We start from the raw sequence: 13,562 nt of genomic DNA, 5'->3' as shown, positions 1-13,562 counted from the left end.
CATACGCGACATAAGAGGATAAAATCAAGAATATTCATTTGGGTTTTGAAGAGAAAAAACCGTATAAAAAAGTAAAAGGAACCATTACTTGGTTCCTTTTACTTAATAATGGAATAAGATAAATTCGTTTAAATTTCTCCGATAAGCTTGAGAACACCCTGAGCAATTATAGCTGAGCCAATATACGTGCCAACAAAAACAACACATGAGACAACGATAATTCTCCACCCGGTTCTTTTAAGCATATCCAAATCTTTTCCCAGTGATATTCCTGCATATGCCAATATTGGAGTTGTCAAAGCTAAAAAACTGACTTTTTGTGCCCACGCTGTCAGTATTTCCGCTCCTGGAAAACCTGGGTAGGTTACGATGCAGCCTATTGTTACGATATAGGCTACCGATGGAATACGCACTGGTATAACTTTTGAACAAATTACGCCCAGAAGACATAACACGATAAGAAAGGCCATTCCCGGGATAGCATCACTTATGGGCGTATGAAAGCCAACCAGATTTCCTACAAGAGTAATAACACCAATAATAATTAAAACAAAAAAGACTTCAACGGTTTTCATAAGGATTACACCTCCTTATAAATTGGCTTTTCAGGAACAACTCCATATTTAGCCTTGTACATCTTTTTGTAGAGCCACTCTGAGAGAGGAAGTGCCAGCCATAGTGACATATAAATTCCATCAAGTCCTGAAAGCATATTGCTTGCGGCACCTAGGGCCTGGATTTTGTCGGCAATTTCTGGGAACATGGCGCTTAATGACCCTACAGACGCTGTCATCATGCTTGCGCTTCCAACACCGGAGGCCATGGCTAATGCTAAAGGATGAAGAATGCCAAAGGCAGCTGCGAATGTGGCCATGAGCCCGTAAAAAATAGTTCCAAAAACGGTTCCGCATATATAAACGCCCATAACGCCTTGCCCTTCAGGCGTATCGAGGCCATAAACATCGCCTATAAGAGCAACGTTTGGTTCTCGTGCTACAGAGTGAGCGGCTCCGATCGATTCTCGTTTTAGTCCAAGAAATACAGCGATGGGAATTCCTATGAGTACTGTCCCCAAATTCCCTAATTCCTGAAGAATAAGTGCGGGACTTGTCTTCAAAATCATAGGAAGGTTAGGACCTACGAGGGTGCCATATCGTGCTATAAGAAGCATGAGGGTGACTCCTACGAGACTTCCTGCATCAACCATGTCTTTATGACTTGCCAATTTGATAAATTTCGGGCCTAAAAAAGCTCCCATGAGCAGCGCATAAAGCATTGGAAGAAGCACTATTTTCCCCGGGCCAAGATTGAAGGCGTGGATTCCGATCAATTCTGCGATGATAACAAGGCCGAGGACTAAAAGGTGAATTTTCCAGTTGCGAATTGCATTTTTCATTTACATCTCCCCTTTCATATTGTCGTGTATTGTTCCATACCACGCTGAAAGAGCTAAAAGAGCGGCTCCAATAGAAAGGGCACGTTCGTCGGCCTTAAAGCGTGGGCTGTGCCAAGGGTGAACTGCATCGATTTCAGGATTACCGACTCCAAGCCAGAAAAAACATCCTGGTACTTTTTCTTGGAAAATAGCAAAATCCTCGCCTCCCATAGAAGGAACAGGAGAGACAATTTTTTCCTTGTCTATAAGATCTTCGAGGGCCTTCATTCCTATAGCCGTAATTTCAGAATGATTAAAAACGGCAGGAAGATCTCGGCGATAGAAGAAATCGGCAGAACATCCGAGACTTGCTGCTGCATTTTCAATAACTCTTTGCATCCATAACTCCATAGATTCACGAACATGAGGATCAAAGGTTCGAACAGTTCCCGTGAGCTCTACTTCATCTGGAATAACATTATTGGCAGTTCCTCCATGTATGGTTCCGAAACTTATTACTGCTGATTGTTGGGGATCGACGTTTCTGCTGACAATAGTTTGAAGATTCATTATGATCGATGCTGTAGCGACGATAGGATCGATATCACGATGTGGAAAAGCTCCATGTCCGCCTTCCCCTATTACTTTAAGAAAAGTTGTGTCTACAGAGGCCATAAGGGGACCTTCTTTAAGGGCAACTTTTCCTACAGGAATTTCAGGGTGGTTGTGAAGGCCAAAAATCATGGAAACATCAGGATTAAGGAGAACGCCTTCTTCCACCATGGCCTTGGCTCCTGCATTTATTTCTTCTGCTGGCTGGAAAATAAACTTGACTGTCCCTTGAAGTTTGCTTTGTAGAGACGCAATAATTTTTGCAGCTCCAAGAGCACACGTCGTATGAATATCATGGCCGCAGGCATGCATTAGCCCTTTTGATGTTGAAGTATATGAGAGTTTGCTCTTTTCTTCAATAGGCAATGCGTCTATATCTGCACGGATTGCAACAGTAGGTCCATCCTTTGCCCCCTTTAAAAGAGCAACGACACCTGTCTTTGCAACATTTCTTTGTACTGAGCAACCAAGTTGTTCCATATAGGTTGCAATTTTTTCAGAAGTTTCATGTTCTTGAAAACTTAACTCTGGATGCTTATGAAAATCTCTGTATAGCACTTGAAGTTCTTCGAAAATATCTTGACTTTGCTTTTTAATGGCATGACTGAGCGTCATAGTTTATCCCTCCTGAGAAGGTGCCGGTTAATCTTTTTCCCCTGTATCTCTTTTCTGTATAGGATATTCTTTAATTGTCTTTACTACAAGACCAATAAGCTACCGCTGAGGGGGTAAGGTGATGTAATAAAAAGCCCTCAAAAAGCAGAACCTGCTTTTTGAGGGCTTTTTATTAGTTGCTTGCTCTGTAACGTAGAGCAAGTTCTGTTTTTGACATATAAACGGGATGCTCGATACAAATCTCTCTTACCTCTTTTTTTAATATTGGTATAAGAGACTCATCTCTATTTTCGAGAACCTGAACAACGAGTTTAGCTACTTTTTCAGTATCTTGTTCATTGAAACCTCGGCTTGTAACACCGGCAAGACCGATACGAATTCCACTTGTAACAGTTGCTTTTTGAGGATCAAAGGGAATGAGGTTCATATTAACGGTAATTCCAACTTCTTCCAGTTTCTTTTCGGCGTCGCGACCTGTCATATTCTTACGTCTGAGGTCTACAAGCATAAGATGATTATCTGTGCCGTTGGAAACAATATCGTATCCATTTCTCTGAAGAGTGCGAGCCATAACTTTCGCATTTTTTATAATATGTGAGGCATATGTTTTAAATTCTTCGGTCATGGCTAATTTGAATGTGAGAGCTTTTGCTGCCATAATCTGAGGAATGGGCCCACCTTGAATTCCAGGGAAAATAGCTTTGTCAATCTTCTGTGCATATTGGGATCGACATAAGATATTGCCACCTCTCGCACCTCTTAAGGTTTTTGTTGTTGTAAATGTTACAAAATCAGCATATGGAACAGGGCTTGGGTGGACATTTGCTGCTACGAGCCCAGCAATGTGTGCCATATCAACCATAAAATAGGCGCCTACTTCGTGGGCTATTTGGGCAAATCTTTCGAAGTCAATAAATCGAGAATAGGCGCTGCCTCCAGCAATGATCAGTTTGGGATGAACTTCTTTAGCTAACTTTTCAACCTGATCGTAATCTATTTCGCCAGTTGTTTTGTCTATACCATATCGATATGCATTGAAGAATTTTCCCGAAATATTTACCGGAGTGCCATGAGAAAGATGGCCGCCATGTTTAAGATCCATGCCGAGAATTGTATCCCCAGGTTCCAGCATAGCCATAAAGACGGCGAGGTTTGCATTTACGCCCGAATGAGGTTGAACATTTGCATGATCTGCTCCAAATAATTCTTTGGCACGTTCTATAGCGAGACTTTCAACGATGTCAATAAATTGACATCCACCATGGTAACGTTTTCCCGGGTATCCTTCCGCATATTTGTTTGTAAGAAGTGAGCCTTGTGCTTCAAGAATGACTTCTGGAACGAAGTTTTCTGAAGCGATTAGCTCAATTGTCATGTTTTGTCGTTCTTTTTCTCCCTCAATGGCTGCGCCCAACTCTGGGTCGATAAAATGAATGAGATTCACTAACCATTCCTCCTCTGGGCGGATTATAGTGGAACGAAAGCTGACAAAAGCCAACTCTCAATTAAATCATAAACGTTTAACATTTAAAGACAATAAGGAAAATAGGGTGCAAAATTACCAAAAGCCTGACATTTTTGTCAGGCTTTTGGTAATTTTTACGATCTATAAGTCTTTGTAACCATAGTCTTTTAGTCTTGGTTGTTTGGAGGGGCAACAGATAACAGACCTTCTCGTTCTGCAAAACGTGCTAACTCTGCTACAGAGTAAAGGCCAAGCTTTTCCATAATTCGTGCTTTATGTGTTTCGACGGTTTTTCGACTTATTGCAAGCTGAGATGCTATCTCTTTAGTGGCAAAGCCTCGGGCCAGGAGTATCAAAATTTCTTTTTCCCTCGATGTAAGAGTGTTGAGTATGGTGAAGGAGGCGTGAGTTCCAGATGATTGGATAACATAATCTTCGATAACCATAGAAGTAAGGGCGGTGCAAAGGTACATATCTCCATCACATACAACATTAATGGCTTTGATTACTTCATCAATATCACAATTTTTCAGAAGGTATCCTGTTGCTCCGGCGGCAAACATTTCTCGAACATAATGTTTATTCGAATGAATTGAAAGAGCGATTATTTTTATTTGTTTATTTTTCTCATGGATGGAACGAGTGGCCTCAAGACCGTTCATGTTTGGCATGGAAATATCCATAATTATGACATCAGGTTTATGTAGAAGTGCCGCCTTGACTGTAGATAATCCATCTCCTGTTTCTGCAACGATTTGAAAGTTGTCAATATTTTCAAGCACACTGCTGAGTCCTTTTCGTGTTACCGGATGATCGTCAGCAACAATAATTCGAACAGTCACAGAGACCCCCTCCTTCTTCAGAGTTGTTTTTTAGAGGAAGTTTAATGATAACGCTAGTTCCTTGTCCTTTAGAAGAATTGATATTCATTTGTCCTTCCCAATGGCGTAAACGCTCTCGTATGCTGAAAAGGCCGAAACTTCGCTTTCGAATGGCGATTGCTTGGGAGGGATTAAAACCTATTCCATCGTCGTGTACTGCAACACAAATGTAACTGTCTTCATTAGTGATAAGACATTGAACAGCTGTGGCTCGGGCATGTTTTAATACGTTGATAAAAATTTCTTTTATCATGTGGTAGAGCATAATGCTTACTTCTTGTTCAAGAAAACGGCAGTTTGTAGGAGAGTTGAATATGAAATCAATATGTTGTGGAGAAAACATTTCATCTCCAAGAGATTCTAACGCTGCGGCCAGTCCCAAATCGTACAAGAGAGGCGGGCTTAGGCGCGCGGTAAGATTTCGCGTTTGCTCTATAACATCATCGAGATGAGCAATACTTGTTGATAAGAGGTGGTTTTTTATATGCTCATCATTAGTTTTGAGAGCTTGTCGTAGATTCCGCTGCATTGTTACAAGAGCGTGCCCTACTTGATCGTGAAGATTAGCTGCGATTTTACGACGGGTTCTCTCTTCTGCTAATGTTAGTTCAGATGCAAGAGATCGTAGATTTTCCTGAGATTCTTCCAGTTTTTTCTCAGCATTGCGAACCTGTTCTATTTCTCGGGCTAAAATAAGATTTACGAAGCCCTTTGATGAAAGCTGTTGAGCCATAAGCCAAAGTAATTTGAGCGTATTCTCAAAATGCTCAAGCGATCCTTCATGCATTTTTCTAAGGGCCTGGCATAATTGAAGGGGGTCAGCGCCTATTTCAATAGCATAATTTTTTATGCGTTCTCCCCCCACTCCGAGAGCATTTTGAGATATTTGCCAGTTTGCAATATGATGCCCGTCAACAATAATAGGAGCACTTGCATCGACAAAACCACAACTTAAGCATCTTTGATATGTAGGTTGAAGCAAACGAGCTGCTTTCATTCCAAGAACGCGATCCGAGTAGATGCAGCGGCGAGCGCCCTCGGGTGTTTTACGGACTAATTGGCAAACTTCACTAAAATTGCTTGGTTCTGTAATGGAATTTCCATTAACATCTGTAATAACAGAAGCGACATCATGTACTTCTGCAAAGGCATCTTGTATTTTTTGTAGTTCTTCTCGTTCAATAAGATCAAGAAGAGATATTTGAGGAGAGGGCATGGATATCACTCCTTTGCAAGCTCTCCTCTTTATTTTACACGTTTTCTGATTTTTCTATACCGCTTTAGCGAGCTCTTCGTCAAGCATTCCTAAAATGGTAGTTGTTAATTCTCCATATAACGGGTTAGATCGTTTTCTCGGTCGAGGCATATCAACCGATATAATTTGTTTGATTTGTCCTGGTCGAGCCGACATGACGATGATTTTATCGGCAAGATAAACAGCTTCGTCTACACTGTGTGTAACGAAGAGAATTGTTTTTTGGTGATTCTGCCAGATACGAAGCAACTCTTTCTGCAGAATTATACGTGTATGAGCATCAAGAGCTCCAAAAGGTTCATCCATAAGCAGCACTTCAGGGTTATTGGCCAAGGCTCTGGCAATAGCTACTCGTTGTTGCATTCCACCTGAGAGCTCGTAGGGATAAGCTTCTTTGAAACTCTCAAGTCCTACCAATCGTAAGTACTCTAACGCTGTTTTTTGACGTTTTTTTAAGGGTACACCAGCAAATTCAAGACCGAGACCTACATTTTCAATAACAGAACGCCAAGGCAGAAGTGAGTATTCTTGAAAGACCATTCCACGCTCTTTTCCTGGCGATGTTATAGGTTTTCCGTGGTAGAGAACTTCTCCTCCCGAAGCCTCTTCAAGACCTGCAATAATTCGTAACATCGTTGATTTTCCACATCCTGAAGGGCCTACAATACAGATGAAATCATTGATGTTTACAGACAAATCTACTGCATCAAGGGCTTTGACCTGCCCTCCCTTTTCTGTAAAGAATATTTTCTCTAATTTTTTAACATTTATTAAGGGCTCCACGATTTTCCCTCCTTATCGTGTTAAGCGCTGCCAACGAAAGCAACGTTTTTCTATAATGCGAAAAACAAAATCCATTATCATTCCAACGATACCAATACTTGCCATTCCGGCTATAACAATATCTGTTCGAGCGACAGTATAAGAATGAGTGATGAGATAGCCTATGCCAGAAATGCTTCCTGGGAGCATTTCTGCAGAAACAAGGCACATCCAGGCGACTCCTAGGCCGACTCGTAAGCCATTGACTATAGATGGAGCCGATGCTGGAAGGAGTATTTTTTTGAAAATATCGTTTTCATGTGCTCCCAGAACGCGAGCAGAGTCGATTAGAGTCTTTCTTACATTTGATACTCCGTAAATAGAGTTTGTAAGAATAGGATAGAAAGCGCCAATGAAAATGATGAAGATCATTGAAAACTTTAAGTTATTGAAATAGACATACCAAGAACCTTCCTCAATTCCTAAAAGGGTGGCCAGGCTGGCAACTCCGAACCAGGCTAAGACAAGAGGAACCCAGGCAAGAGGGGGAATGGGTCTAAAAATACTCAAAAAAGAGTGGAAAAGCTTGAATACCGATCCATAATATCCCATTACGATTCCAATAGGAATAGCAAGAACAATAGCTAAGAAATACCCAGCAAGCACGCGTACTAAGCTTACAATAACGTTATCGAAAAGAGATCCCATACTAATTAAATTTTCTGTGGGATGAGTCAAAAGATCTGCTACATTCCTAACAGTGGGCAAGACAATATCATTACCTATGCGCTGGGCCATGTATCCCCAAAAAACAAGAAAAAGAGACGGCACAATGACCGGGAGAAAAAGAGAAGAGATTTTCTTCATGAGAGTAATGACCTCCCTTTTACAGAATAAACGGGAAAGAGCTTGCAGACTCTTCCCCGCATGTACCCTTCATTATCTTAGACAAGGGAAATGAAGAGTTACTTGACATATGAAAAATCAAAGATAAGCGATTGGACGTCATCCATAGCTTTTCCTTTAAGTTGGCCTTTAAATTTATTCATACCGTTTAATACCGATAGATATGTTTGAGCACCTCGCATCCACCCTTCTGAAGGATCCGTTGTGTATACAATCGTGGATTTTGCCGCGGCCTCTTCTGGAATACCAATCCAGTTAGCGGCGATTTTTCCTGCTTCATTTTTATGGTCATTGCACCATTTTGCACTTTGCGTAAGAAGGGTTGTAAAGGCTTTGACCTCCTCAGGGTGTGCTGCAAGAATCTCATCTCGCGCAGCGGCGACACAACAAGGGAAGTGTGACCATTTCCCTGTTGGGGGTAAATTACGAAGATCAATAATAGTCTTCCCTACATCTTGTACTTCTGCTACTTCAGGGAATGGCGCAGGTCCCACCCAGGCGTCAACTTGCTGGCTCATCAATGCAGGGATGAGGTTTGATGTTGACTTGAGGTCGACGAGCAATATGTCTGCATCCATATTATTTGCGTCTTGTGTCAGTGTAAGGCCAGCATCATTCAGGGCTCCTTCCACAACAATACGGGGTGCACTTGTAGGTGAATGATATCCCAGTTTTACAGGTTTCTCATTTTTTGCTACGTAAGCGAGAAAATCTTCCCATGTGTTAATAGGACTTTTTTTACTTACAACAACACCCATTCCATCTGTGTGGATGGGGCATAAGACTTTTATGGGCGTGTTGTTGTCCACTGCCGACATCATGGCAGGAAGAGAGCCCATGCCAATATCGAGGTGTTTCTGGGCAAAGAGAACAGCCGTCTCTGATCCGCTTTTTGCGACAATAATATTAAGCCGGGCTACAGCTTTCCCATCAACCATAAGATCATACTTTTCTTTTGAAACGACAGGTTTCAGCCATGTTCCGAGTTCTTTAAAGTTTTCTTCTTTTGACATGGCGACCATAAATGGTTCTAAGTGGGTTGTAAAAATATAACTGACATTGAGACGAGGTATGTCTCCGGCAATGCCGGGAAGAATTAAAACCATTGACAAGATAACAGCGAGACAAGAGACACATAATGTTTTTTTCAATCCTGAAATGTGCAAAAAAGAAACCTCCCTTATGCTATAAATAATATTTAATTATAAGTTTTATAACAGATCTGAAATATTATAGAAGAGAAAATGATATCGATCAACTATTGAAAATATAAGTTTGTCTGGAAAAACTTTACAAATGGGGGGTATATGGACTATAAAGAGAAGGTACGTAGCACTACAAAATGAGAATACAACGGAGAGTAGAAGGAGGGAATATAATGGGAAATTTAAAATTTCATGTGCCAGACATGTCATGTGCTCATTGTGTTAAACGTATAACTACCGCATTGGAGGAAGCTGGGTATAGTGGTTTTAATGTTGATCTCGAGACTAAAACCGTACATATTGAGACGGAAGATCCTCAAAAAATTATGGATATTCTGGATGAAGCTGGGTATTCCGCTAACATTGAAAAATAACGTTGCTATCTTTTAGGAGGTTACATCAGGCATGCATAGTCGTTCTTTTTTTTATAGCGTTGCTGCTTTTGTTTTTGCATTAGGGCCTGTTTTATATCATTGGTATAACGGACCGGCACGAGGAGCTATTCTCCTTTCATGGTCAATTTTACTAGCATGTGTTTGCTTATTGAAGGATCATTATGTTTTTGGAGTTCCTGCTTCAAAAATATTATCGTGGCTGCGAAGGGTGCGGTCCGACAAAGGAGTAGATTTAAGAATTCCTGCTCCCAAAATGGATGTCAGTTCCGTAATGGGAACCTTGGAAGAGATGCTTACTCGCCTTATAGGAACATTTCGTCATATTTCCTTGAGGATTATACGTGGGCTTCACTCTTTTGTGTTTTCTTTTTTTCGTTTGGAACGTGAGCTTTCAGTTTTTTCTGATGCCTTTAATGAAATGACTCAGGAAGTTGAGGAAGGTGTCGATGCTGGTAGCCGTGTTACGGAGGCTATACAAACTCAATATGCAAGTTCAGAAGAAATATCCTCTACAGCCCAATCACTTGCGCAACTTGCTGAAAAGCTTAATCAAACTGTAACTCAAGTTTCTGAAAAAGCAAATGAGGGACAGTTGAAGTTAAGTGGGGCGGAACATTCAATACAAGACTTGGGAGAAGATGTTATGGGAGTTGCTCGCAGAGCGGCTCTTCTTTCTGAAAAAGTTGCATTGATTCAATCTGTTGTTCAGGTTCTTACTGGTATTTCTGATCAGACGAATCTTTTGGCCTTGAATGCTTCGATTGAGGCAGCCCGTGCTGGTGAAGCAGGGCGGGGTTTTGCCGTTGTGGCCGAAGAGGTTAGAAAACTGGCGGAAGAAAGCCGTAAAGCAGCCCTTGATATAGGAACAAACCTGGAGGAACTGGTGGCGGAGGTCCAGGGTGCCTCCGAAGATGCATCGACTATAGTTGGAAGGGTTGAGCAGACTGTTGTGCATGTTTCAGATGCCCTTCAGGGCGTTGGGCAGATTTTGAGTAACGTAACTCATATCAGTGAGTCTACCCATCAGGTTGCTGCTAGTGCTCAAGAACTTTCAGCATCATCAGAAGAATTAGCAGCTTCTGCCGAGACAGTAAATCATCTTACCGAGCGCATGCAGCAACAATTTAAACTGCTGGGTGAAAATGTAACGACTCTTAACTGTTCTGTGGATAATATGCTCATTTCAAACAAGGAAGGAGGAGAACAGGCACGTTCTCTTCTGCAAGAAATGGCGCAAATACAGGTTGTTGAGCAATGTGACTTTGCTGATATTGCCGATGGAGCTATTAAAGCACACAAGGGATGGATCAAGCGGCTGAAAGAATATCTTGATGGAGGTTCGTGGGATGTGGAAACTGACCCTACTCGTTGTCAATTCGGCATCTTCCTTTCTTTTGTTGAACGTCCAGATGTAATTGATCGTAAGAATTGGAATGAACTTCTTCGCCATCACGATGAACTCCATCACTTGGGACATAAAGTTTTTGAAGCGGCGAAGGAAGGGAATCCTCAGGAAGCACAATATCTCTATGAGAAAGCGTTAGGGATAAGCCAGATTTTAGTAAGAACTTTAGGAGACATGAGTAGTCAGTGCAGGCGGGGAAAAGAATGTCACAAAAATAGCACAGGGTTAATTCCTGTGAGCAGTGCAGAAAATAAATAGCATGGTACAATAATAATTGTTAAATTAAAGCATATAATGAAGCGACGGGAAGGGCCGCTATTTCTTTTTATGAGAAATGCGGCCCTTTTTATATACATGCGTAGGGTATTATGGGATAATAAGTGTTATATCCTATCAATTAACTAGGAATATGAAAGGGAGTTGATTTTTAGCGATGGTCAACAGCGAAAACTCAAAAAAAATATCTTTTTCCGTCACTGGTATGACGTGTGCTACTTGTGCGCGGATTGTTGAAAGATCTCTCAAGAAGGTAGATGGTGTCGTTTTCGCAGGGGTTAATTTAGCAACAGAGACTGCCTTTGTGGTTCTCGAAAAGGAAGTTCCCATGGAAAAACTTGAAGAGGCAGTAAAAAAAGCAGGGTATGAAGTTTCGTATGAACCACCAGAGGATCTTGATCGACGCCGGTATGAAGAGGCGAAAAGAAACCTTGTTATAAGTTGGGGTATAACTCTTCCTCTCATGGTTTTAATGTTTATGCATATGACAGGTTTTCATATGCCGTGGTTTCCTTTGATGGAATTTATTGGTGGGGCTGTCGTTCTTTTCGGTGCTGGACGCGCCTCCATGAAAGGGGCCTGGATAGCTCTCTCACATTTACATGCCAATATGGATGTTCTTGTCTCTCTTGGAGCTCTTGCTGCGTGGCTTACTTCATTACTTGTTCTTGCAGGAGTAAAAGTTGCATCATTCGGTGCTATCGGCGCCATGATTATTGCCCTTCACGTAACAGGACGTTTTATAGAATCTCATTTACGAGATAGAGCTTCAAAAGAAATAAAATCTCTTTTGGAAATTCAGGCACGGGAAGCTCGTATTTTAGATGAGTCGGGAAAAGAAATATCAGTTCCCATCGAAGCTGTTAAAGAAGATTTTACCCTCATAATTCGTCCAGGAGAAAGAATTCCAGCGGATGGAATGATTATTGAAGGGGCAACTTCAGTGGATGAATCTATGATTACAGGGGAATCAATACCTGTTCACAAAGAAGTAGAAGGAGAAGTAACAGGAGGTTCCTTAAATCTCACCGGTTCAATAAAAGTTAAGGCGACAAAAGTTGGAGAAGATAGCTTTTTATCTCAAATGATTGCCTTGATTCAGGAAGCACAAGGGGCCAAAATCCCTATTCAAGCTTTTGCTGACAGGGTGACAAATTACTTTGTTCCAGCTGTTGCGACTTTTGCTCTTATAAGCGGTTTTTTCTGGTATTTTGGCATTGATCGTTTTTCTTTTATTCTTGACGCGGCTTCGCATTATCTACCGTGGGTCACCTCTGTTCGTGAGCCGCTATCAATTGCTATTTTTGGTTTCATATCGACACTGGTTATTGCTTGTCCCTGCGCTTTGGGGTTGGCTACCCCGATGGCTCTCATTACAGGGACTGGCGCAGCTTCCAAAAAAGGACTTGTCATTAGAAATGCAGAGGCAATACAGACAGCTAAAGAAGTGGGCGTTGTTTTGATGGATAAAACGGGCACAATTACTCAAGGGAGTCCAAGTGTTGTCGAAACGAATCTTTCCAATGGCGATCTTGAAGCAGTAGCTGCCCTTGAAAAACATTCTATACATCCTTTAGCGAAAGCGGTAGCGGCTGTAACTGAAACAACACTTGAACCCCGCTCTATGGAAGAGATTACAGGAGAGGGTGTTAAAGGAGTTATTCGCGAAGATTCATATTTTATAGGGAAACCCCAAGATTCATCAAAATATAAAGAACAGCTTTCTTTAGGGCGAACGGTAGTTGAAGTTCGCAAGAATAATGTTGTTGTCGGGTTTATAGCTATTGAGGACCCACTAAGAAATGATGCTATAAGAGCTGTGGAAAGACTTAAAGAGCTTGGAATTATTCCAGTTATGGTGACAGGAGATAATGAACGAACAGCTCGAGCTGTGGCGAAACGAGTGGGAATTGAAAGTGTTTACGCTGGAGTTCGCCCAGATGAAAAGCTGAGTATCCTTAGAGATTTTCAGACAAGCGGAAAAAAGGTACTTATGGTAGGAGACGGGATGAATGATGCGGCTGCATTGAAAGGTGCAGACATCGGTGTAGCCATTGGCTCTGGAACAGATCTTGCTATCGATAGTGCAGATATTGTTGTTGTGCGTGGCGGGATTTCTTCTATTGCGGATGCAGTGGATATTTCTAGGCAGACCTTTACCGTCATTCGTCAGAATCTATTTTGGGCTTTTGCTTATAACGTTATTGCTATTCCTCTTGCTATGGGGGCGTTACTTCACCCGGCCATTGCAGAAACGGCGATGGCTTTCAGCTCTATTTCAGTTATATTAAACTCTATGAGGATACGAGTGTCTAAATAACAACTCTTTTACGATAAAATAGTTATACAAGAGATTCTGATCTTGTCTTTTCGGCATAAAAAAAGCTGCTCCCTTTTGGGGTGCAGCTTT

12 protein-coding genes and 1 pseudogene are annotated in these 13,562 nt (G+C 41.6%); 4 read left to right on the top strand and 9 right to left on the bottom strand.

The window, feature by feature from the left end:
- Positions 1-128: 128 nt before the first annotated feature.
- The 9 genes from ACZ5GY_RS10470 to ACZ5GY_RS10430 form a co-directional block, all read right to left on the bottom strand.
- The gene (locus ACZ5GY_RS10470) at positions 129-575 is read right to left on the bottom strand and encodes a hypothetical protein (RefSeq protein ID WP_213690065.1); all 447 of its coding nucleotides are present in this window, start codon (positions 573-575) and stop codon (positions 129-131) included.
- A 5-nt stretch (positions 576-580) separates the two neighbouring features.
- On the bottom strand, positions 581-1,396 hold the full coding sequence (locus tag ACZ5GY_RS10465) for a DUF3100 domain-containing protein (RefSeq protein ID WP_213690064.1): 816 nt from the start codon (positions 1,394-1,396) through the stop codon (positions 581-583).
- The gene (locus ACZ5GY_RS10460; protein ID WP_213690063.1) at positions 1,397-2,602 is read right to left on the bottom strand and encodes a M20 metallopeptidase family protein; all 1,206 of its coding nucleotides are present in this window, start codon (positions 2,600-2,602) and stop codon (positions 1,397-1,399) included.
- Between the two features lie 172 nt (positions 2,603-2,774).
- Positions 2,775-4,046: a serine hydroxymethyltransferase gene (locus tag ACZ5GY_RS10455; RefSeq protein WP_213690062.1), complete on the bottom strand. Its 1,272-nt coding sequence runs from the start codon at positions 4,044-4,046 to the stop codon at positions 2,775-2,777.
- Between the two features lie 188 nt (positions 4,047-4,234).
- A complete protein-coding gene (locus ACZ5GY_RS10450; RefSeq protein WP_213690061.1) occupies positions 4,235-4,909 on the bottom strand; it encodes a response regulator in 675 nt (224 codons plus the stop codon).
- Entirely contained in the window at positions 4,884-6,164 is a 1,281-nt protein-coding gene (locus ACZ5GY_RS10445; protein ID WP_213701446.1) for a PocR ligand-binding domain-containing protein, read from the bottom strand. The genes ACZ5GY_RS10450 and ACZ5GY_RS10445 overlap by 26 nt, the downstream gene beginning before the upstream one ends.
- 54 nt (positions 6,165-6,218) lie before the next feature.
- Positions 6,219-6,986, bottom strand: coding sequence for an ABC transporter ATP-binding protein (locus tag ACZ5GY_RS10440; RefSeq protein WP_213690059.1), 768 nt, complete (start codon positions 6,984-6,986; stop codon positions 6,219-6,221).
- Positions 6,987-6,998: 12 nt separating this feature from the next.
- Complete coding sequence (locus ACZ5GY_RS10435; RefSeq protein WP_213699678.1) at positions 6,999-7,832, bottom strand: ABC transporter permease; 834 nt, start codon at positions 7,830-7,832, stop codon at positions 6,999-7,001.
- 98 nt (positions 7,833-7,930) lie between these two features.
- Positions 7,931-9,037 (bottom strand): ABC transporter substrate-binding protein, encoded by a 1,107-nt coding sequence (locus ACZ5GY_RS10430; RefSeq protein WP_213699679.1) that lies wholly within the window; start codon positions 9,035-9,037, stop codon positions 7,931-7,933.
- 212 nt (positions 9,038-9,249) lie between these two features.
- On the opposite strand from ACZ5GY_RS10430, the gene ACZ5GY_RS10425 reads away from it, so the two are divergent.
- The 4 genes and pseudogenes from ACZ5GY_RS10425 (at position 9,250) to ACZ5GY_RS10410 (ending at position 13,472) form a co-directional block, all read left to right on the top strand.
- Complete coding sequence (locus ACZ5GY_RS10425; protein WP_213690056.1) at positions 9,250-9,450, top strand: heavy-metal-associated domain-containing protein; 201 nt, start codon at positions 9,250-9,252, stop codon at positions 9,448-9,450.
- Between the two features lie 31 nt (positions 9,451-9,481).
- Positions 9,482-10,513 (top strand): annotated as a pseudogene (locus tag ACZ5GY_RS10420) (methyl-accepting chemotaxis protein); the annotation flags it as partial.
- Between the two features lie 69 nt (positions 10,514-10,582).
- The gene (locus ACZ5GY_RS10415; RefSeq protein ID WP_416242158.1) at positions 10,583-11,134 is read left to right on the top strand and encodes a CZB domain-containing protein; all 552 of its coding nucleotides are present in this window, start codon (positions 10,583-10,585) and stop codon (positions 11,132-11,134) included.
- Positions 11,135-11,309: 175 nt separating this feature from the next.
- Positions 11,310-13,472 (top strand): heavy metal translocating P-type ATPase, encoded by a 2,163-nt coding sequence (locus ACZ5GY_RS10410; protein ID WP_464111846.1) that lies wholly within the window; start codon positions 11,310-11,312, stop codon positions 13,470-13,472.
- The last annotated feature ends 90 nt before the right edge of the window (positions 13,473-13,562 follow it).

The organism is Aminobacterium thunnarium (genome assembly GCF_055390565.1).
Note: the sequence above shows the minus strand (reverse complement) of the source record. Positions and strands in the feature narration are given on the sequence as shown.

Bases quoted from the DNA above. Each gene is read 5' to 3' on its own strand.
- ACZ5GY_RS10410 (WP_464111846.1), top strand. From the start codon at position 11,310: ATGGTCAACAGCGAAAACTCAAAAAAAATATCTTTTTCCGTCACTGGT.
- ACZ5GY_RS10445 (WP_213701446.1), bottom strand. From the start codon at position 6,164: ATGCCCTCTCCTCAAATATCTCTTCTTGATCTTATTGAACGAGAAGAA.
- ACZ5GY_RS10465 (WP_213690064.1), bottom strand. From the start codon at position 1,396: ATGAAAAATGCAATTCGCAACTGGAAAATTCACCTTTTAGTCCTCGGC.
- ACZ5GY_RS10415 (WP_416242158.1), top strand. From the start codon at position 10,583: ATGCAGCAACAATTTAAACTGCTGGGTGAAAATGTAACGACTCTTAAC.
- ACZ5GY_RS10435 (WP_213699678.1), bottom strand. From the start codon at position 7,832: ATGAAGAAAATCTCTTCTCTTTTTCTCCCGGTCATTGTGCCGTCTCTT.
- ACZ5GY_RS10425 (WP_213690056.1), top strand. From the start codon at position 9,250: ATGGGAAATTTAAAATTTCATGTGCCAGACATGTCATGTGCTCATTGT.
- ACZ5GY_RS10460 (WP_213690063.1), bottom strand. From the start codon at position 2,602: ATGACGCTCAGTCATGCCATTAAAAAGCAAAGTCAAGATATTTTCGAA.
- ACZ5GY_RS10470 (WP_213690065.1), bottom strand. From the start codon at position 575: ATGAAAACCGTTGAAGTCTTTTTTGTTTTAATTATTATTGGTGTTATT.